Below are 18653 nucleotides of genomic sequence, written 5' to 3' on the forward strand. Positions count from 1 at the left end.
TGCATGTGGCGCCGGCGGCACGCTACGCAGGCAATCAATTGGCAACCGGGACCTGGCGCCAGTTCAGGCGGTTGAATGGATTATTCACCGAAGGCTCAGGCTCGTAAGTACCGCTCTTGCCGTCGCTGGTGGTGGTGACCAGCTTCACTTTGCCGTTGATGTTGGCAAAATAGATGCCGTTGTTCAGCCCAGCCGCGGTCACCAGCGCCAGGTTGCCGTATTGAGACTTGCCGGTGCTGTAGCTGACCGCATAGACATCGTTGCTGCCTGAGGGAGTGCAAACGTCGCCATCCGGCAGGTTGGCGGCAAATGCCACGACGCCGCCGTTTGCGGCAGCTTGCGACGTAACGCGCCGCGCGATATTGTTGCCGCTCAATCCCAGGTCGATATACCAGCCTGACGGCTTTTCGGGGGTGGCGCCTATGCCGGTTGTCACATCCGTATTGTTGTTCAGGTTGGCGCGGGTAATCGGATATTTGCCAACGGCGGCCGGCAAGGTGGCGACAGTATCGAACCTGGTCCCGGTGCCATCGTTGATGGCGTAGAAAGTCTGGACCTGGCTGCTCTTGATATCGCTGTCTGCCAGCAGCTTGCCGGTGCCGACCAGCACATAACGCTTCAATGAATTTTTATCAACCTCGATCAGCGGCCGGGTGGTGACAGGCTGTACCGCGGTTGCGCTGGACGGATCCGTCAGCAAGGCGATCTGCGTCGGCGCATCGTAGCTGCTGCCGGTGGTCTTGGTCAGGTCCAGGCGCCATACATTGCCCAGCAGGTCGCCGGCATATACGGCGTCCGCTGTGTAATCGGTAAAGTCGCCGACGTAGGCCGATGCCTGGGCCAGGCCGGCCGGCGCGCTTGCGCTGCCGGCGCCGGTCGGGATCGGCGGCTCCAGCAGCGCGCCGTTGCTCGGATTGACGATATAAAAATATCCCTTGCCATCGGCGTTGTTGTAGCCCGAAGTCAGGATCGCCACCCAGCCGTACTTGGCGGTCTTCACCACCACAGCGGGGCCATAGCTGTAGCCCATCGTTGCATCGGTGAACTCCCACAGGACCGCCTTGGCGAGATTGGTTTCATTGCTCAGCGTGCCGGGATTGGTGACGTCGAGCGCGTAGTAACCCTTGCCGCCTTTGCCCAGCCCGCCGATCAGCAGCGAGCGCCAGTCGGCAGAACTGTTTGCAGCGCCAGCCCTGCCGAAATCGACGTCGGTCACCACCGGTGTCGCATCGACGAAAAAATGATGGATGTAGTTGGCGCTGGCCAGCGAAGCCAGGCCGTTCACCGCGGGCGTGGCGCTTGGCCCTTGGTACAGGAAGCTAGGCACATAGGCGAACAGTTCTTTGCCGCCGCTCAAGGCGCCGTCGAAAGCATGCAGCATGCCGTCGTTGGCGCCGACGTAGACTACCGTGCCGCGCGTTTTCTGGGCGGCGACGAAGCTGCCGTAGCCAGGATTGCTCGCATCCGCATAAGTTGCCGCCGGCACGCCAACCGGGGCGGCCTTCGAGGTAACGATATCGCCCAGCAGATATGCGCGCTGACGGAAAGGATTGCCTTCCTTGCTGCGGTCGCCGCGCAAGAAATTGACGACATCGGCGGTGCTCACCCCGGATACCGACAGGGCCGCGGCATTACTCGCGTTGCCGATATTGGCGGCACGGAACGGCACCCCCTTGCCGCCGTCGCTGGTGGCAATGAAGCGCTGCGTATCCCAGCCGTTGACCAGGCTGCTGCTGCTGCCGGTGGCCGCCGCCTGCGTCTCCAGCAGCAGGCGCGCATTCCATGCGGCCGCCGTGGCGACTGCCTGGCCGCTGCTGGCGTCAAACTGCAAGGCGCTGGCAATCACGTCGCCCGACCAGTTGGCCGCGAAGTACTGGGTGCTGTAGCTGACTGTGCCATCGGTAACGCCCACTGGCGAAGCTACCGCCAGCGAAGAAGAAAATTGCGATGCCGAATTGATATTCTTGAAGGCGTCGGTCAACGACGACACCATCAACCCTGCCTTGCCCGCATCATAATAATTATCCGGCCTCAAGTTGCCGTTCCGGTCTTTGTCGCCGGCCTTGTTCCAGGCCGATTGCGCCAGCGCCGTGGTATTGCCGTAAGTGCTGTAACCGTCTGGAACCGCAAAGCCGCCATACTTGGCGGCGAGCCAGTACTGGTTGTTCTTGTTCTCCACATTGCCTTCCATCACGTCCAGCCAGTAGGTGGCCGCGGTGGTAGTGAAACTTCCTTTCTTGCTGCCGAAATCGTTGGGCCGCAAATCGCTGGTGTGGGCGGCATAAGCGAGGCCGGCGATGAAATAGCTGTTCTGGTCGCAACACCATCCCGGATGCATCTCGCCAAGGTTGCCCAGCCCTTCCAGCGCGCCGACCTTGTTGGTCGCCAGACGGACATCAATCGCGGAGCTTTTGGTTCCTGACACCGGCACATCGGCCGCCACGCTGGTCGGCATGGTCGGTTCCTTGCTGGGGTCGGCGATGGTGCTGCCGGGAAGATTGGCGTCGGCGTGGGTATTTTCATCGCCGATGCCGATAATGAAATTCTTTTGGCACGCATACTGGACCGGATCGTCCCAGCTCGTAATTACCGGAAAACCGTCGGTCATCGCTGCGGTCAGGCCGTTGCTGTAGGTATCGACGTTGCCTGCGTTGCGCAGGTAACGGATCGCCGCATAATACATTTCGCTGACCGGATCTTTGCTTTTGTATGTCTTGCTGGCCAGGCCGAACTTGTTCAGGTAGTTCATGACGCCGCTGTTGGCTATGCTGCTGCTGGTGGCGTTGCCGGTGGCGGCGGCATCTGCGCTGTCAGGGTTCGTTATATAGATGCCGGTGTCGGGATCCCATTCCTTTTGCGGGTTATCCAGGCTGGTGGAACCTGGAACCGGCGTCTTCGGGCCAACCGATTTCATCCTGGCGCGCAGCACGCCGCCATCGCGCTTGATGTCGAGGTCGTTCAGATAGGAAAATGCGGCGAAGCGCAGCTTGTCGGCATTGTTCTGGATCAGGCCGGTCGGCTTGTAGATGTTGCTGCCGTATTTGGTGCAATTGTCTTCTAGCGATACCGCCGTGTCGCACACCTTGACCAGGACCGGTATGTCGAAAGTGGCGTCGTCGGTGCGGCTCGACGCCGCGACGGGATTGCCGCCGGCTGTATATGCAGTGGTGACAAAGACCGCGGAAGCAGCCGGCGTATCGTCCTTGCTGATGGTTTTGCCGCCGTTGCTGTTCGATACCCGCATGGACGTGCCGAAGTTATACACCCGCACATAGATGTTCTTCCAATTGCCGCCTTTGAAAGGCGTGGCGCCGCTGATCGTGGCAGCATCATTAGTGATAGCCTGGACCGGGAAATTCCCGACCCCGTCCTGGCCCGACATATAGCCCTTTTGCAATACCGTAGTGGTAGTGGTGTCTATCGCGCGATAACCGCCGGTCAGCGCCCAGCGAAACGGATCGATCGTCGGCGTGGTGGCCCAGTTCAGGAAATTGCCGCTCCACTGGCCGGCGCAGACGTGGCTTTTGGCTGCTGCGCTAGCCGTGAAATAGCCGTTGACGTTATCGTAGTCGTAGCATTTGGCCGGATCGAAATAACCGATAAACGTTGCGCTCGACGCATACGCATCGGTATGCGCGCGGCTTAGCGCGGTCGGATGTTCCACCGACAATGCCAGGAGCACGTTGGACGGCACGATGATATTGCTGAACATCGGTGTGTCGTTAAGCGCGGTCTGCGCCTGCGCCGCGCAAGCGGCGCCCAGCGCCAGCGCGCCGAGAAACAGGCGGTTGCACCAGTGCAGTGCCGTGGAGATTCGATTCATGTACTGATGGCTCCTGTGTATGCCGGGCGGGGAAAATGGCGCCGCCGGGCCTCCGCGTTTTAGTGGGTGAACGTAATCTGGGTAAACGTCTGGGTATTGCGCGGTCCGAGCGCCATGACCGTCAGCCGGTAGACCGGCCCCAGCCCCGCGCTCACCTTGGTGACGCCGGCCGTGCCTTTCTTGTCGTCGACGAACGAACCCATCGTGCAGGTCGATTTATCCGGAACCGTCCCTGATATGCACATCCTGTCGATCACGTAACGCAGCCGGATGCCTGTCGCGGTGTCGGTGATGTCGTCTTTTTTTGCCGATGCAATCAATACATCCGGGATACCCGGCAGTTTTGTCGATGGCAAGACATGCGCCCAATAGTTCTGGGCCGCCTGGTCGCTGTACAACACGGTTTCCGACACCAGCGCACCGCTGACGAACTGGGTCCGGACCTGCGCCACGGCGCGCTCAGACTGGTTCGCCAGGTCGCGCTTGAAGGCCAGGTTGCCTGCCGTCAGCAAAGAGGTGTCGGTCGAACTGATCAGCGCCACGCTGGCCAGCATCAGTATCAGCAGGGAAATCAGGGCCATGATCAAAACCGAGCCGCGCTGCCTTGCGCTGCGGCTCGATGCCAGACCAGGACGCAAAGCGCCGGGCGACGATCGGGAAGATGAAAGCATGGTCATGGCAGGCGCTCCTCAGTTGCTCAGTGCAAGCGCATTGCGCAATGGAATGGCGGCATCCAGGACCCGGTACCGGAATTTTTGTTCTGCCGCAGTCAAGGTCTTGGCATATGAAAACGCCGTGCCGTCGAACATGGCCGGCAAGGTCGCCGGCGAAACCGCGTTCTTGTCCTCCACCGCGGAACGGGTAATCATGCCGATGCGGATCGCCTTGATCGAGGCAATCAGGCTGCCGGCGTTGACGCTGCCGTCCAGCAACGCGCTGGCCGCATAACTGCCCGTCGGCGCAGTCCATGTGATATTGCCGTTGTTGGCTTTGTCGACGCCATACAGCGCCTGCATTTCGACTACGCCATCGGCGATCTGGTCGGTAGCCGTTACCGTTCCATTGAGCAGGTCGAAACCCACCAGCGTGTTATTGGCGCCCACGCCATATAGCCTGAACGAAGGTGCGCTGCCAAGATTGAGGGCGACCGAATCGGAGGAATAGCTGGTCAGGGCCTTGTCGGTGCCCGCCGTATAAAAGGCGCCGCCCAGCGGCAGCACCCCGCTGCTGGCCGGGCCGGCGTAAGAGCTGTCCACGGTTTCGACCAGGCAGGGAGACAGCGCAGCGGCGCCGGGACGCTCAGCCACCAGCAATTGCTGCCCGGCCGAGAATGACAGCGTATTCAGCAAATGCAGCTGCGGACTGGGGCTGGTCGTGGGGATGCTGGTCGACTCGACCGGCATTTCGCCGTAGCCGGCGGAACCCGCCATCACGATCAAGGTATCGGACAGCACGCCTTTAGGATCTTGCCCGATGATCACCGGTGCCATGCGGAATGCGCCGCCGATGTTTGCCGCCAGCCCGTCGAACGGACTCGGCAGCGCGGCGGGCGGGATCACTGCCTTGCCGTTGCGCATGGCATTGATCGCGCAGCCGAAGGTCAAGGTGTATTGCTGGGAAAACCCGGTGCCGGCGCTCCTGATGGCCTGGTCCAGCTGGTACAGCGCGAAAGCGCCGTTCTGGTTCATGTCGTTGGCGCCGGTAGTGTTTCTTTTGCGCGCCTCGCTGACCGACATCACGCTGAAAATCGCCAGCGACACCACCAGGCCGATAGCCAGCGCCACCATCAGCTCGATCAGGCTCACGCCGTGCTGGAATGGCCGGCGCATCTGCGGCGCCGTGCTTTGCGATTGCTGTGTCATTGCACCACTACCTCTGTAGTATAAGTATGGCTGGCGGCCGCCGTATTGTTCTTCGTGGCCGCGGTCCAGCTGATGGTGATGACGACCAGGCTGGCATTGCTCGCATCAAGCTTGGCGACGCCGCTGCCGCCGTGGAATGCAGTCTTTACCTTGGCTTGCCAGTTGGTGTAGTCCTTGGCGTTGCCGCCGTCGGCGGCGCACAGCAAGTCGCAGCTGCCGCTGACCAGCTTGCTTTTGCTCCACAGCGCGGCCACCAGGTTGTCGGCCAGCAGCGCCGCCTGGCTGCGGTCTTCGGCGCTGATGGAATTATTGATGGTTGCAGCTTGCAATCCGACTAGGCCCAGGATGCCGAACGAAAAAATCAGGATCGCCGCCAGGACTTCGATCAGCATGAAGCCGCCTTGCCGTTTCAGGGAGTGGTTCATCATTCAGCATCCTGTCGGCGTGGTATTGGATAAAGCGATTTTTGGGTCGCACATGCGGATCTGCCCGCTTTGCGTAACGATGATCCTGAGCGCACGGTCGCCGCCTGGATTGGCGACATCGAATTTATAGGATGCCGCGCCGGTGTTGCCGAGGCGCCCGAGGCTGGTGAAAGTCAGCGTATCGACGTCGCCGGCCACAGTCACATTGGCGTTCGCGCCGGCCAATGAAGAACCCTGCACGTAGAGGTTGTAGGCGGCGTCGGTGGCGTCGGCTGCCAGCAGCGCGCTGTTTTGCTGCACGTACCAGTTGCTGCCGGTCTTCGACGTGGCGGCATCCTTGGCCGGCGTGTCTGCCGTCAGCCGGAAATCGACCAGGCGGCTGCGCCGCACCGCCTCGGTTTTTGCCAGCCGCATGCCGTTTTGCAATGCTTCGGCGGTGGAGCGGATCTTGGTATTCTGGATCCAGGTAGAGAACGCCGGCACGGCTACCGTCGCCAGGATGGCCACTACGGCAACGGTGATCATCAGTTCGATCAGGCTGAACCCCTGGCCTCCGGACGGGGACAGCGTCAAGCGCATGACTGCCCTTTTTTAACGATCCAGGCAACGGCGCAGGCACTGCCCCAGCCGGTTTTCAGCGCGGTGGTGGCCTTGACCAGGCCCGCGGCGACCGTGTAGGTATAGGTGTAGGAAAAAGCGCTGACAGGACCGCTGCCGGTCGCCGTAATCGCATATTCCTGGTCGCTCAAGGCGCAGGTAAACGTGAAATTATTGGTGTTGCCGGCGCAAGGTCCGCCGGTGTATTTCCGGTTGTCCTGGTAAAACTGTTCCAGCTGCGCCTGTCCCGCAGCCATGCCGTTGGTAGCATCCACCAGGTAACCGCGCAGCACGTAATCGGTATAGCTTGGATAGGCGATCGCCGACAAAATCGCAATGATGGCGACTGTGATCATCAATTCGATCAAGGTAAAACCTTTGCTTGCCATGGCCATGCCGACCTTCTCTTCAGATGTGATTTTTACAAACAAACCGGACAGAGGTGAGAATAACCATTCTTTCACAAGGGAAATATCGGCATATCCTGAACTTGGTGTAGGGATTTCCTTGCTTGCGGTAAACTGCACGTTGCAGTCATATCAAGCAGTACATGCAGTAAACAGGAAAGACGCGAGGATGAAATCGGCAGCACGAATGCCTTGCAGAAAAGAAAACCATCAGCGGCGGGAGGTGCGCGATAATGGCGGGAAAAACCGGCTGTTCCACGGATGCCAGATCAAGACGCAAAGATCAGGACTGGCATTTCCATCCATGGTGAAGTGAATTGAGGGATTCATGATACGAGTACTGATTGCCGACGATCACGCGATCATGCGTGAAGGGCTGAAACAACTGTTCGCTTTGGGCAAGGAAGTGACGGTGGCCGGAGAAGCCATCAACGGCGGACAGGTGCTCGATGCCTTGCATGCGGGCGGGATCGACCTGGTGCTGCTCGACATGACCATGCCGGGCGTCAGCGGCGTCAACCTCATCCAGCGCATCCGCGCCCATGAATCCTATCCGCCGGTCCTGGTCCTCAGCATGCACAATGAACTGCCGATTGCACGCCGGGCCCTGGCTGCCGGCGCCGCCGGCTACCTGACCAAGGATAACAAACCGGAAACATTGATGAACGCGATCCGCAAAGTGGTCGCGGGAGGACGTTTCATCGATCCTGAACTGGCGGAACAGATGGTGTTCGAGTCCAGCAGCTCCGACCAGCGTCCGCCCCATGAACTCCTGTCCGATCGCGAGTTCCATATCCTGCGGCTGCTGGTGCGCGGGAAAAGCGTCAACCAGGTTGCGGAAGAGCTGTCGATCAGCAACAAGACCGTCAGCACCCACAAGGCGCGGCTGATGCAAAAAATGAACTTCCAGAATAACGCCGAGCTGGTGCGCTACGCGATTACCTACAACCTTATCGAGTGACCTTTGTCTCCGGCTGTCATTGGTCCAGCTCCGCATCGGCGATGGGAATCGACACCTTGATCGTGGTGCCGACGCCAGGCACGCTGAAAATGGCAACCTCGCCGCCGAGCATGAGCGTCCGTTCCCGGATGCCGATCAGGCCGAACGATTTCTTCTTTTGCACGCTGGCGTCAAATCCCCTGCCGTTGTCGCGCACCTCCAGCAGATAATGCTGTTCCTTTCTCTCCAGGCTGATTTCCACCTGGCTCGCTTGCGCATGGCGGCTGATATTGGTCAATGATTCCTGCGCGATGCGGAAAATGGTGGTCGCCCGCTGATCATCCAGTATGATGTTTTCTTCACGCACAAACAGGTTGCACGGAATGCCGGTATTATCCCTGAATTCCTCGGCCAGCCACTCCAGCGCCGACACTATCCCCATGTCCAGCGCCGACGGACGCAGCGACGAGACGACATTGCGCACCACCTTGATGGTGCCGTCCACCAGCGTCACCATGCGTTCGATTTTTCCTTGCAGCGACGGGTTTTTCTCTCCGAATTCCAGTCCCACCACCGATACCCCCATGCGCAACGCTGACAGGTGCTGCCCCAGTTCATCATGGATTTCGCGCGTCAGGTGCTTGCGCTCTTCTTCGCGCGACGCTTCCAGTTCATAGGCGCGTTCGCGCGCCTGCCGTTCCTTGAGGCGCTGGCGCGCGACCAGCCTGCGGACGCGGTAGCGATGCATCAGGTACAGCAGCATCAGCGACAGCATCCCGCAGGAGGCATAAAAAACCCTGGTCCCCCACCACGGCGGCAGGATCACGACCTCGACTTCCGCCATCGACGAATAAGCCTGCATGGCAGGATTGTCTGCCGCCACCTGGAAACGATAACGGCCGGGAGGCAGAGCCGCATAGCGTACCTCGGGGACGTTTGTCTTGGACCAGCCAGTTTCCAGCCCTTGCATCCGGTAACGGAAATTCAGGGTCTCGCGGTTCTGGTAGGACAATGCCGCCAGCTTGAAATTGAGCGGGCCGGAGCTCCACGGCAAGCGGACAGGCTGGCCGCGGGCAAGGGTTTCGCCGTCGCGCGCGATGCTTTCCACCATCACATCCAGCTGCAATGGCGCGAACAGCGATTCCGGCCGCAGGATATGGGATGCGCCGCCGCTGGTTGCCACCCACATCGAGCCGTCGCCGTCTTCATAAAAGGAGTTCAGGTCAGTGTCGTTCCACACCAGCCCGCTTTCCTGGTTGAAAAACCGCCATTGCTTGTGATTCCATACGCCGATTCCGGCGTCCGTAGCTGCCCACAACCAGCCGCGCCTGTCTTCGAGCAGCGCCGTCACTGCCTGATCCAGCAGCAGCGACGGCGTAACATCACTGATCTCCACCGTCTCGCCCTGGTCGACGCCGCGCCAGACATTCCCTGCTTCACTGCCCAGCCACAATATTTCGCCACGGGTGCAGGCTATCGCGCTAGGCTGGAAAACCTGCGCCGCAGGCTTGGTCCGCGGCTTACGCCAATGCACGCCGTCAAAACGCAACAGCCCCTTGTCTGTGACAAACCACAGCACCCCGGTCCGGCCCTGGCACCCCTGGTAGGCGTTGATATCCTCAATGGATGGAAACTCCGTTACTTTTACCGGAACCGGAACCGGAATGGATTGCGGCTCCCTGATGCTGTAAATGCCTATCTCGGTAGCAATCCACAGTTGTCCCGACTGATCGAAAAACAAGCTGTTGATCGTTGGCAGCTGAGCCACCTTGACCTCCGCTTCGGCGCCGCGCCCGCGGCGCACCAGGAGTCCTGAAAGCGAGCCGGTCCAGACATTGCCTTTGGCGTCTTCAACCATGTTCCCCCACTGGTGGGATGTGCCGCCATAGGTTGTCGGCGTAACGGAAAAATACCCATTCTTCTGCAATATGGCGGAGCCGGAACGGGTGCCTACATGCAGCAAATCTTGCCGGTCGCGCAAGAACGACAGCACGACGTTGTTGGGCAGGCCTTGCCTGGAGGTCCAGTTCTCCCAATTCGGATAACCTATCCAATGCACCAGCCCATGTCCCAGCGATCCGAGCCAGACACCGCCGTCGCGATCAAACAGGATGGCGTTGATCCCGCCGCCGACGATCAGCCCGCTGGACTCGCCAAAGGATTCCCAGCGCTTGCCGTTCCAGCGGATGATGCCTTCGTCGTGCCGGCTGAAAATCCGGCCGGCGGCGTCCGCCGCCAGGAATGGAATTCCGTGCGCCTTTTTCTGATCGTTCTGGTCTGGCGAGCGGTCCTGAAAGAGATCTCCGCCGGCCGGCAGCATAAAGATCTTGTGCTCGCCGCGCACCCAGAGCTGCCCTTGCCGGTCATGCAGGATGGCGCGCCAATTTTCCCCGGCGGGCAAACCGCTTTCCTTGCCCAGAACCTGCAGCTTTCCCTGGTCGTAATGGCACAGCGCGCGCTCGCACCCCATCCACAGGTCCCCGTGCGAGCCGACATGGATGCTGAACAAGGTCCGCATCTCGGGATAGTGCGACAACTGCCCTGCCTCAAAAAATTCCTGCGCCTGCCAGGAATGGCCGTGGTCCGCCGACTGCACCAGCCACAACCGGTCCCGGCTCAGCACCAGCAGGCGATCCGGCCCAAGGGTTGCAAAGGTCTGCCCTTCATGGAAGGTGAACTGGACATTTTTAAATTGCATCGGCACAAAACGCTGTCCCTGCCACAGGTACAAACCTTCGCTGGTGCCGACCCACAGCCGGCCGCTGCCGTCGACATGCAATGCGGTTATAAACTGAGCGGACAAGCCCTCTAGCTCAAAGCGCTGGAAGCGCGCGCCGTCGTAGCGGAACAAGCCGTTTTGAGTCCCGATCCAGAGATAGCCGCCAGGCTCTTGCGCCAAGGTGGTAAGGGCCATGTTTGCCAAACCATCTGACTGACTGTAATAACGCAATGGCAGCTGCTGGCAGATTGCCGCCGTCGGCAGGCAGATCAGCCACAGCATTACGATCAGTCGACGACGCCAGCGCAAGCTCATCATTCAGGTTCCTGCCGCCATGTGAGGACACAAACGAGGTTTTTCCGAGGATACCTCATGCGACAGAATATGGTGAAAATCCTTATCTAAGCATCCAGCTGATGCCTGCCGCTCAAAGGATCCCCCATGGCAATCAGGACTAAAATGCAGGGCCGCCCTGGAACATACCGCTGCACATCAAAAAAAACTCTTCAGTTCGGCAATCGAAATATCGCTGGTTTCATGGAGGCTGATCAGGATGGATGCGCCGACCCGCAGCCGGCCATGGCGGATTTTACTGATGAGAGGGGGAGCAACTTCAAGGCGGCGCGACAGTGCAGCGTCGTTTTTCAGTTCCAGCTTGGCCATGACGGCATCCAGCATCTTGTTGGCATTCTTGGTGTACTCATCCGCGTCGTCTGCATTCTTCATTGCTTGCCTTCGGTTGTTAACATGAAATCAGATGCATTTCCAAAAATGCAATCTTGTTTTGATACTCCCTCAGCAGAAATGTTAATCAATCCGAAGGACAGGAGGCATCAGGAAATCATGATTTCCAGGTGGGCACGGGAGAAACCGCCGTCGGGAATTCCTTACGTTGCGTCAATTCGACGGCAGCAGAACGGCACAACGCCAGGCATTGTCATTTTTTTGTCATCACTTGGTCATCAGGCTGACGGAGCACGAAAACCATACTACGGGAACGTTGTACCTGTAGTCCAACCCCGTGCCCCCACCACCAAGGAATAATGATGAACATCTCCCTCACCCCAACCCGCATTGCTTGCGCAATTGCTTCCGCTTTGCTGCTGGCTTTCGCTGCGGCGCCGGCATCCGCCGCTCCGGTCAAGAATATCGTGCTGGTGCATGGCCAGTTTGCCGACGCCTCCGGCTGGAAACCCGTGTACGACATCCTGGCCAAGGACGGCTACAACGTCAACATGGTGCAGGAACCGCTGACCTCGCTGGACGAAGATGTCGCCGCCACGGTGCGCGTGCTGGCCCGCCAGCAGGGGCCGAGCATCCTGGTCGGGCACAGCTACGGCGGCGCCGTCATCACCCAGGCCGGCACCGATCCGCATGTCGCCGGGCTGGTGTACATCGCCGCACACGCGCCGGATGCCGGCGAATCCACTGCCTCCAACAAAAACAAGATTCCCGGGCAAATCCGCACCGTGACCACGCCGGACGGTTTCGTTTTTGTCGACCCGGCCCATTTCCATGAAGATTTTGCCGGCGACCTGCCGGCCGACCAGGCCGAATTCATGGCCCGCTCGCAAATACCGGCGGCAGCGCGCGTCAACACCACGCTGATCACCAATCCTGCCTGGCGCGTCAAGCCGAGCTGGTATATGGTGGCGAAACAGGACCGCGCCATCAACCCGGACCTGGAACGCATGTACGCGGCGCGCGCCCACAGCCACACGGTGGAAGTGGATGGCGCCCATACCATCTATATCTCGCGGGCCAAGGAAGTGGCCGCGATGATAGAAGAAGCCGCACAATCTGCAGGCAACTGATTGCCACGGCACAAGCGCATCAGACCTGCCGGGGTAAAATCAGGCTTGGGCAGCGTGCCAGGTTCAGGATACAGGGACACAGCGTGAGAATTCTTGTCGTCGAAGACGAACTCAAGGCAGGCGAATACCTGCGCAACGGCCTGACGGAATCCGGCTATGTGGTGGATGTCGCCGTCAACGGCAGCGACGGCCTGCACATGGCGCAGGAGCTGCGCTACGACCTGATCGTGCTGGACGTGATGATGCCCGGCATGGATGGCTGGGAAGTGATGCGGCGGCTGCAGCTGGACAAGAAGCAGGCGGATACGCCGGTGCTGTTCCTGACGGCGCGCGGCACGCTGGAAGACCGCCTCAAGGGACTTGAGCTGGGGGCCGACGATTACCTGGTGAAGCCGTTTTCCTTTGCCGAGCTGCTGGCGCGCGTGAAGATCGTACTGCGCCGCGGCAGCCAGGCGCGGCAGGAAGACCTGCTGGAAATCGCCGACCTGCAGATCGACGTGCCCAAGCGCCGGGTGGTCCGCGCCGGCGCCCGCATCACGCTGACCAACAAGGAATTCGCACTGCTGCAGTTCTTCATGCTGAACCAGGGACAGGTGCTGTCCCGTTCCCTGATCGCATCCCGCGTGTGGGACATGAATTTCGATAGCGACACCAATGTCGTAGACGTCGCGGTGCGGCGCCTGCGCAAGAAAATAGACGATCCGTTCGCCATCCGCCTGATCCATACCGTACATGGCGTCGGCTACCGCTGCGAAGTGGAACCATGAACCGGTCGCGCCACTCCCTCGTTTCACGCCTGGCCTTGCTGTTTGCCCTGCTCTCGTTCGCCGTGCTGGCGACAGTGGGCTATGCGCTATACAGCGTGCTGGTGGCGCAGCTGGTGAAACGCGACGACGCCGCGCTGGTGACCCGCGTGGAGCAGATACGCACCCTGCTGCGCGACGTCGACCTGCTCGACCTGATCCACCAGAAGCCCGAACTGTTCGCCAACATGCTGGGCAACCGCGAAGCCTTGCTGGTGTTGAAGTTTCCGGGCCAGGCGCCGCTGATCGAAGTCAATCCCGGCAGGATTGCCGTACCCGAGATGAAGCCGATGGCTGCCGGCGCCGCGCTGGACTTGTCCGCGGTGCATCATTCGGTGGAGAACGGCACGCCTTTCATTGTTGTCTCCGCGACGGCGCGCGTCACCGATCCGCAGCACATGGAACACGAATTGCAGATCACCACCGGACGCCTGCTCACCGAGCGCACCAGCATGCTGGCGGCATACCGCCTGCAGATATTCGGCGTGGCGCTGGCGGCAGCGCTGCTGGCGGCCATGCTGGCTTACTGGATTGCGCGCCGCAGCCTGTTGCCGCTTCGGCAGCTGGCAGCACAAACCGGTTCCATCGGCATCCGCAACCTGTCCACCCGCATCGACAGCAGGAATGCCCCGCGCGAACTGCTGCCGCTGATCGACGGCTTCAACGCCATGCTGGACCGCCTGGAAACCAGCTTCGCGCAGCTGAGCCAGGTATCCGCGGACATGGCGCACGACCTGCGCACCCCGATCGGCAACATGCTGGGCCAGACCGAGGTAGCGCTGGGCCAGAAGCGCAGCACCGAATATTACGAAAAACTGCTGGGCTCGAACTTCGAGGAATTGCAGCGCCTGTCCAAGATGACCGACAACATGCTGTTCCTGGCCCGTGCGGAACATGCTGATCACGCCATAGAACGCAAGCCGCTTGAGGTGCCCGCGGAACTGGAGCGCATTGCCGATTATTTTGAAGGGCTCGCCGAAGAACGTGACATCACGCTGGCGTGGCGTGGCGACGGCGCGGTCTGGGCCGATCCCAACCTGCTGCGCCGGGCGCTGGCGAACCTGCTGTCGAATGCAGTGCGCTACGCAGACGCGGGCACGGAAATCACCTTGCTGTCGCAGCAGGACGCTGCCGGCACCTCCATCAGCGTGGAGAACAGGGGCCCGGTCATAGAGGAGCGGCACCTGGCCCGTCTGTTTGACCGCTTCTACCGCGCCGACGCCTCGCGCCGCGGTTCGTCCGACGCCAGCGGCCTGGGCCTGTCCATCGTGCGCAGCATCATGCTGCTGCACCAGGGAAGCTGGAATGCCGCCAGCAGCGATGGCACAACCCGCTTCACGCTATTTTTCCCCAGGCGGGATGCGCCCTGACGGCCGGCAACAATACCTCCTCGGCAGAAGCATTTTCAGGGACGAAATTAAAACTGGTCCCACTCGCTATCGGCAGCTGCGGGCGCATTCGCCACGCGCTTGAAGGTTTTCACATTCGCCGAAGGCAAGCTGGCATTACGGGCCGCTATGCGTACCGGTGCTGCGACAACCGAAGCCTGACGGCTTGCCGTCTTCAAAAGTGCGCCACCAGGCGCTTGCGTCGCGCCGGTGCTGAATACGCTGACCACTTGCACCAGGTTGCCGGCCTGATCCTGCAGCGACGCAGCCGCCGCCGCGGCTTCCTCTACCAGGGCCGCATTCTGCTGCGTAACCTGGTCCATTTGCATGATTGCCTGGTTAACCTGTTCGATGCCCGCGGTCTGTTCCTCGCTGGCCGCCGTAATTTCGCTCATGATGTCGGTTACGCGCTTGACGCTGTCGACGATCTCGCCCATGGTGGCGCCGGCCTGGCCGACCAGCTTGACGCCGACACCGACTTTTTCCACCGAATCGTCGATCAGGTGCTTGATCTCTTTGGCGGCGACAGCCGAGCGTTGCGCCAAATTGCGCACCTCGCTGGCCACCACCGCGAAGCCGCGCCCCTGCTCCCCGGCCCGGGCCGCCTCCACCGCCGCGTTCAGCGCCAGGATATTGGTCTGGAACGCGATGTTGTCGATCACGCCGATGATATCCACAATCTTCTTGGCCGACGCGTTGATCAGGTCCATGGTTTCAACCACCTGCGACACGACGCCGCCGCCTTTCACCGCGACGCCGGATGCGGACACCGCCAGTTGATTGGCTTGCCGCGCATTGTCGGCATTCTGCTTCACGGTGCTGGTCAGCTGTTCCATCGAAGCCGCGGTTTCTTCCAGCGAACTGGCCTGCTGTTCCGTGCGCGAAGACAAATCCAGGTTGCCTGAGGCGATCTGGTTTGACGCCGTGGCGATAGTATCAGTGCCGACGCGCACTTCGCCGACCACCTTCAGCAAGCTGTCGTTCATATCTTTCAACGCCTGCATCAGCTGGCCGGTTTCATCGGTGGTTTTTACTTCTATGCGGCTGCCCAGGTCGCCGGAAGCGACGGTTTGCGCTACCTTGATTGCTTCGCCCAGCGGACGCGTGATGGAACGAGAAATCAGGAAGGCGCACACCGCGCCCAATGCGATCACCAGCACGCCCAACAGCAGCAGCAGGTTGAAGCTGCGGTTATATAGCTGGGCAATCTGAAGCCCGGTCTGGTCGATATTGTTTCTTTGCAAGGCCAGGAACGCAAAAAGCTCGCCTTGGTAACTTTTCGCCGTCGGCATGAATTCGCTGTTGTATATCCGCGATGCTTCCTCAGCCTTTCCGCCTTGCTTGGCTTTCATCGCCGCGACTTTGGACTGCTGGTATTTTTCGCGTAAAGTCTTGATCAGTGCATATTTCTCTTTTTCCGAGGCAGAGGTCAGCAGCGGTTCGAGCGAATTCTGGATTTCGGTGCCTTTCTTGGCGCTGGCGTCGATGTCCTCCGCAAACGTGGTGGCTAAAGTATCGTCCGTGCTTTTGACAATGAACGAAGTGCGGGCGATGGCGGCGTTGGTGAGGACGGTCCAGTCGGACACGATCCGTTCCTTTGCCAGGGGACTTTCCATCATGCGCTGCGTCTCCATGGCAACCTGGCGCAGGTTCCATATGCCGGTGGTGATCGAAACGACTGAAAGTGAAAGAACAATCGCGAACCCGATTCCCATCCGCGTACCGACTTTAAGATTTACAATTTTCATTTCTATTTCTTCTGTCAAGAGTGCGATTAATCAACGCCGAAGAAAATCGCTTTTCTCAGCCGCGAATTTTTCCATCGATCCCGTTTCCGTGCAGGACGCCAGCCGGCCGATATCGACCGGGATCCGCGAAATCTGATGACATTCGCTTAACAACACCGTCCACAACGTAGTTAACGGCAAGCATCATCATTTTTTTAGGGGGCCTGGCGGCAGCCTGCAGGGACAGCCGGCATCGCTGGCATGCGCCGTCGGCCAAGGGAGACTCGGGCTTCCGCATCAGGTGCGGCAAGAACCTGGCGATTGCTTGCTTTTCCGAGGCCCGGATTGATGAAAATCGTGCCTGTAAAAAAAATGAGCGTCCAAGGACGCTCATTCGAAGCACATTTAACAACTAGTTCATCGCTACCATGAATAGCCAACTCCAGCATTGAGCAATGTACGCGTACCGGAAGTTGTACTGACACCGAATTTGATGACAGTGCTCTGGTTGACACGAGCGCTGGCGCCGATAGCCAGGGCCGTGTAGCCGGCATAACTGCCGATTCCGGCGCCTAATGCGAAGTTCTTGCCATTATCGACTTGCGGAAGACCGGCCAGAGCCCCTGCCATTGCCACACCGCTAAAGGCAATGCGCTGGACATCTCCAATCTGGTTTTTCACCGCTGACAATTGCGAAACATTCACTGCATCCGTTGGATCGACGCCGGCCGCCACGTTGGTGATGCGGCGTTCACTGCCAGGAGCTCCGACAGATACCGTATTGGCCTGGTCCGCGATGGAACCGGCGCCCAGGGCCACTGCATTATTCCCGGTGGCTTGCGCCCCTGCGCCGGTCGCGACGGAGTTATTGCCCGAGGCCAGCGCATTCTGGCCAATCGCGACGGTAGGATCGCCGGTCGCCTGGGCATTATTGCCGATCGCCACCGATCCTGCCTGCGACGCCAAGGCACGGAAGCCCACGGCAGTCGTGTTGGCATCGGTTGCCTGCGCATTGGAGCCGAATGCCGTCGCGCCGTCTTTGGTCGCCTGCGCGCACAAGCCGGAACCGGTCGCATCTACACCCTTCACTGTGCCGCAGGTTGCCGGGTTCACATTGTTGATCACCGTGCCGTTAGCACCGCGCGTCTGCACCGTGCCGTCGCTGTTGGCGCCGCCCATCGTCGTGCCGCCAACCACTGCGCCGTTCGCCGCAGCGGCATTTGACGTAGCTGCGAGCGATCTCAACGAGGCCGGCATGGTACCGGATCCCGCCTGGTTTGCCGATACGGATGCGACACCGGTTGACAACGAACTGATGCCACTCGTCGCCGTGCTCAAGCCGGCTGACAGTAAATTGATGTCCGTCGACACTGATGTAGACAAAGACGACAGCTGACTGTAATTCACCGCATCGGTTGGCCTCACGCCGGCAGCCACATTGGTAAGGGTCACTGGCGTTGTCGCGCCAACTCCTCCCAGGGTAACGCTGGTATGACCGGGGTTGTCATACTGGACAGAGTTGGCAACTCCCGTCGACAGCGTAGCAAAGCCAGTCGAAGTGGAGGTCGACAGCGACGCCACGTTGCTGTTGGTTGTGCTCAAGCCAGTCGACAATGAGCCCACATTGCTATTTGTTGTGCTCAGGCCGGTGGACAGCGAATTCACGCCGCTTTGCGCCGTGCTGATGCCGGTCGAAGTCGATGTCGACAGCGACGTCACATTGCTGTTGGTTGTGCTCAGGCCTGTCGACAACGAGCCGATGTTGCTGGCGTTGGTGCTGATGCCGGCCGAGGTCGACGTTGACAACGACGTCACATTGTTATTGGTTGTGCTCAGCCCTGTCGACAACGAACCGATGTTGCTGGCGTTGGTGCTGATGCCGGTCGAAGTCGAGGTTGACAACGACGTCACGTTGCTGTTGGTCGTGCTCAGGCCGGTCGACAGCGAACCAATATTGCTGGCGTTGGTGCTGATGCCGGTCGAAGTCGAGGTCGACAGCGACGTCACATTGCTGTTGGTCGTGCTCAGCCCTGTCGACAGCGAACCGATGTTGCTGGCGTTGGTGCTGATACCGGTCGAAGTCGAGGTCGACAGCGACGTCACATTGCTGTTGGTCGTGCTCAGCCCTGTCGACAGCGAACCGATGTT

17 protein-coding genes and 1 pseudogene are annotated in these 18653 nt (G+C 60.1%); 7 read left to right on the top strand and 11 right to left on the bottom strand.

Going from position 1 to position 18653, the window contains the following annotated elements; genetic code table 11:
- Positions 1 to 34: 34 nt before the first annotated feature.
- Genes V8G57_RS06245 through V8G57_RS06270 form a run of 6 tightly spaced genes read right to left on the bottom strand, consistent with a single transcriptional unit; the run spans position 35 to position 7096 of the window.
- Positions 35 to 3823: a pilus assembly protein gene (locus V8G57_RS06245; protein WP_342828614.1), complete on the bottom strand. Its 3789-nt coding sequence runs from the start codon at positions 3821 to 3823 to the stop codon at positions 35 to 37.
- A 59-nt stretch (positions 3824 to 3882) separates the two neighbouring features.
- Positions 3883 to 4500, bottom strand: a complete 618-nt coding sequence (locus V8G57_RS06250) for a pilus assembly PilX family protein (RefSeq protein WP_342828615.1) — start codon at positions 4498 to 4500, stop codon at positions 3883 to 3885.
- A 12-nt stretch (positions 4501 to 4512) separates the two neighbouring features.
- Positions 4513 to 5685 (bottom strand): PilW family protein, encoded by a 1173-nt coding sequence (locus V8G57_RS06255; RefSeq protein ID WP_342828616.1) that lies wholly within the window; start codon positions 5683 to 5685, stop codon positions 4513 to 4515.
- Positions 5682 to 6113 (bottom strand): hypothetical protein, encoded by a 432-nt coding sequence (locus tag V8G57_RS06260; RefSeq protein ID WP_144737127.1) that lies wholly within the window; start codon positions 6111 to 6113, stop codon positions 5682 to 5684. The genes V8G57_RS06255 and V8G57_RS06260 overlap by 4 nt, the downstream gene beginning before the upstream one ends.
- The gene (locus V8G57_RS06265; protein WP_342828617.1) at positions 6114 to 6689 is read right to left on the bottom strand and encodes a GspH/FimT family pseudopilin; all 576 of its coding nucleotides are present in this window, start codon (positions 6687 to 6689) and stop codon (positions 6114 to 6116) included.
- Positions 6680 to 7096 carry a type IV pilin protein gene (locus V8G57_RS06270; protein WP_342828618.1) on the bottom strand — a complete coding sequence of 139 codons (417 nt, stop codon included), beginning with the start codon at positions 7094 to 7096 and terminating at the stop codon, positions 6680 to 6682. Before V8G57_RS06270 ends, V8G57_RS06265 begins: the two co-directional genes overlap by 10 nt.
- On the opposite strand from V8G57_RS06270, the gene V8G57_RS06275 reads away from it, so the two are divergent.
- A complete protein-coding gene (locus V8G57_RS06275; RefSeq protein WP_342828619.1) occupies positions 7086 to 7430 on the top strand; it encodes a hypothetical protein in 345 nt (114 codons plus the stop codon). The two genes, V8G57_RS06270 and V8G57_RS06275, sit on opposite strands and share 11 nt — an antisense overlap.
- A gap of 12 nt (positions 7431 to 7442) precedes the next feature.
- Positions 7443 to 8075 carry a response regulator gene (locus V8G57_RS06280; RefSeq protein WP_144737133.1) on the top strand — a complete coding sequence of 211 codons (633 nt, stop codon included), beginning with the start codon at positions 7443 to 7445 and terminating at the stop codon, positions 8073 to 8075.
- 16 nt (positions 8076 to 8091) lie between these two features.
- Here the strand turns inward: V8G57_RS06280 and V8G57_RS06285 are convergent, their stop codons facing one another.
- On the bottom strand, positions 8092 to 10968 hold the full coding sequence (locus V8G57_RS06285; RefSeq protein WP_342828620.1) for a sensor histidine kinase: 2877 nt from the start codon (positions 10966 to 10968) through the stop codon (positions 8092 to 8094).
- 297 nt (positions 10969 to 11265) lie between these two features.
- Positions 11266 to 11499 (bottom strand): hypothetical protein, encoded by a 234-nt coding sequence (locus V8G57_RS06290; RefSeq protein WP_092399878.1) that lies wholly within the window; start codon positions 11497 to 11499, stop codon positions 11266 to 11268.
- Positions 11500 to 11819: 320 nt separating this feature from the next.
- Between V8G57_RS06290 and V8G57_RS06295 the strand changes: the two genes are divergently transcribed.
- From V8G57_RS06295 to V8G57_RS06305, 3 genes are all read left to right on the top strand, one after another.
- Positions 11820 to 12587 carry an alpha/beta hydrolase gene (locus V8G57_RS06295; protein ID WP_092399880.1) on the top strand — a complete coding sequence of 256 codons (768 nt, stop codon included), beginning with the start codon at positions 11820 to 11822 and terminating at the stop codon, positions 12585 to 12587.
- 83 nt (positions 12588 to 12670) lie between these two features.
- Positions 12671 to 13354, top strand: coding sequence for a heavy metal response regulator transcription factor (locus V8G57_RS06300; protein WP_342828624.1), 684 nt, complete (start codon positions 12671 to 12673; stop codon positions 13352 to 13354).
- On the top strand, positions 13351 to 14760 hold the full coding sequence (locus V8G57_RS06305) for a heavy metal sensor histidine kinase (protein ID WP_342828625.1): 1410 nt from the start codon (positions 13351 to 13353) through the stop codon (positions 14758 to 14760). Before V8G57_RS06300 ends, V8G57_RS06305 begins: the two co-directional genes overlap by 4 nt.
- Positions 14761 to 14807: 47 nt before the next feature.
- Here the strand turns inward: V8G57_RS06305 and V8G57_RS06310 are convergent, their stop codons facing one another.
- Both V8G57_RS06310 and V8G57_RS06315 read right to left on the bottom strand, forming a co-directional pair.
- Positions 14808 to 16526 (bottom strand): methyl-accepting chemotaxis protein, encoded by a 1719-nt coding sequence (locus tag V8G57_RS06310; RefSeq protein ID WP_342828627.1) that lies wholly within the window; start codon positions 16524 to 16526, stop codon positions 14808 to 14810.
- A gap of 402 nt (positions 16527 to 16928) precedes the next feature.
- Complete coding sequence (locus tag V8G57_RS06315) at positions 16929 to 17762, bottom strand: YadA family autotransporter adhesin (protein WP_342828640.1); 834 nt, start codon at positions 17760 to 17762, stop codon at positions 16929 to 16931.
- On the opposite strand from V8G57_RS06315, the gene V8G57_RS06320 reads away from it, so the two are divergent.
- Positions 17761 to 17901 carry a hypothetical protein gene (locus V8G57_RS06320; protein ID WP_342828641.1) on the top strand — a complete coding sequence of 47 codons (141 nt, stop codon included), beginning with the start codon at positions 17761 to 17763 and terminating at the stop codon, positions 17899 to 17901. The two genes, V8G57_RS06315 and V8G57_RS06320, sit on opposite strands and share 2 nt — an antisense overlap.
- Here the strand turns inward: V8G57_RS06320 and V8G57_RS06325 are convergent.
- Positions 17889 to 18128, bottom strand: a pseudogene (locus V8G57_RS06325) (hypothetical protein); the annotation flags it as partial. The gene V8G57_RS06320 and the pseudogene V8G57_RS06325 sit on opposite strands and share 13 nt — an antisense overlap.
- Here V8G57_RS06325 and V8G57_RS06330 point away from each other — a divergent pair.
- Positions 18025 to 18653 (top strand): hypothetical protein (locus tag V8G57_RS06330; RefSeq protein ID WP_342828642.1); only part of this gene is annotated, 629 nt, incomplete at its 3' end. The pseudogene V8G57_RS06325 and the gene V8G57_RS06330 overlap by 104 nt on opposite strands.

This window comes from Collimonas rhizosphaerae, from assembly GCF_038896935.1.
GTDB lineage: Bacteria > Pseudomonadota > Gammaproteobacteria > Burkholderiales > Burkholderiaceae_D > Collimonas > Collimonas rhizosphaerae.

Bases quoted from the DNA above. Each gene is read 5' to 3' on its own strand.
- V8G57_RS06280 (WP_144737133.1), top strand. From the start codon at position 7,443: ATGATACGAGTACTGATTGCCGACGATCACGCGATCATGCGTGAAGGG.
- V8G57_RS06265 (WP_342828617.1), bottom strand. From the start codon at position 6,689: ATGCGCTTGACGCTGTCCCCGTCCGGAGGCCAGGGGTTCAGCCTGATC.
- V8G57_RS06320 (WP_342828641.1), top strand. From the start codon at position 17,761: ATGGTACCGGATCCCGCCTGGTTTGCCGATACGGATGCGACACCGGTT.
- V8G57_RS06305 (WP_342828625.1), top strand. From the start codon at position 13,351: ATGAACCGGTCGCGCCACTCCCTCGTTTCACGCCTGGCCTTGCTGTTT.
- V8G57_RS06260 (WP_144737127.1), bottom strand. From the start codon at position 6,113: ATGATGAACCACTCCCTGAAACGGCAAGGCGGCTTCATGCTGATCGAA.
- V8G57_RS06245 (WP_342828614.1), bottom strand. From the start codon at position 3,823: ATGAATCGAATCTCCACGGCACTGCACTGGTGCAACCGCCTGTTTCTC.
- V8G57_RS06295 (WP_092399880.1), top strand. From the start codon at position 11,820: ATGAACATCTCCCTCACCCCAACCCGCATTGCTTGCGCAATTGCTTCC.
- V8G57_RS06255 (WP_342828616.1), bottom strand. From the start codon at position 5,685: ATGACACAGCAATCGCAAAGCACGGCGCCGCAGATGCGCCGGCCATTC.
- V8G57_RS06310 (WP_342828627.1), bottom strand. From the start codon at position 16,526: ATGAAAATTGTAAATCTTAAAGTCGGTACGCGGATGGGAATCGGGTTC.
- V8G57_RS06290 (WP_092399878.1), bottom strand. From the start codon at position 11,499: ATGAAGAATGCAGACGACGCGGATGAGTACACCAAGAATGCCAACAAG.
- V8G57_RS06315 (WP_342828640.1), bottom strand. From the start codon at position 17,762: ATGCCGGCCTCGTTGAGATCGCTCGCAGCTACGTCAAATGCCGCTGCG.
- V8G57_RS06285 (WP_342828620.1), bottom strand. From the start codon at position 10,968: ATGGCCCTTACCACCTTGGCGCAAGAGCCTGGCGGCTATCTCTGGATC.
- V8G57_RS06250 (WP_342828615.1), bottom strand. From the start codon at position 4,500: ATGACCATGCTTTCATCTTCCCGATCGTCGCCCGGCGCTTTGCGTCCT.
- V8G57_RS06270 (WP_342828618.1), bottom strand. From the start codon at position 7,096: ATGGCAAGCAAAGGTTTTACCTTGATCGAATTGATGATCACAGTCGCC.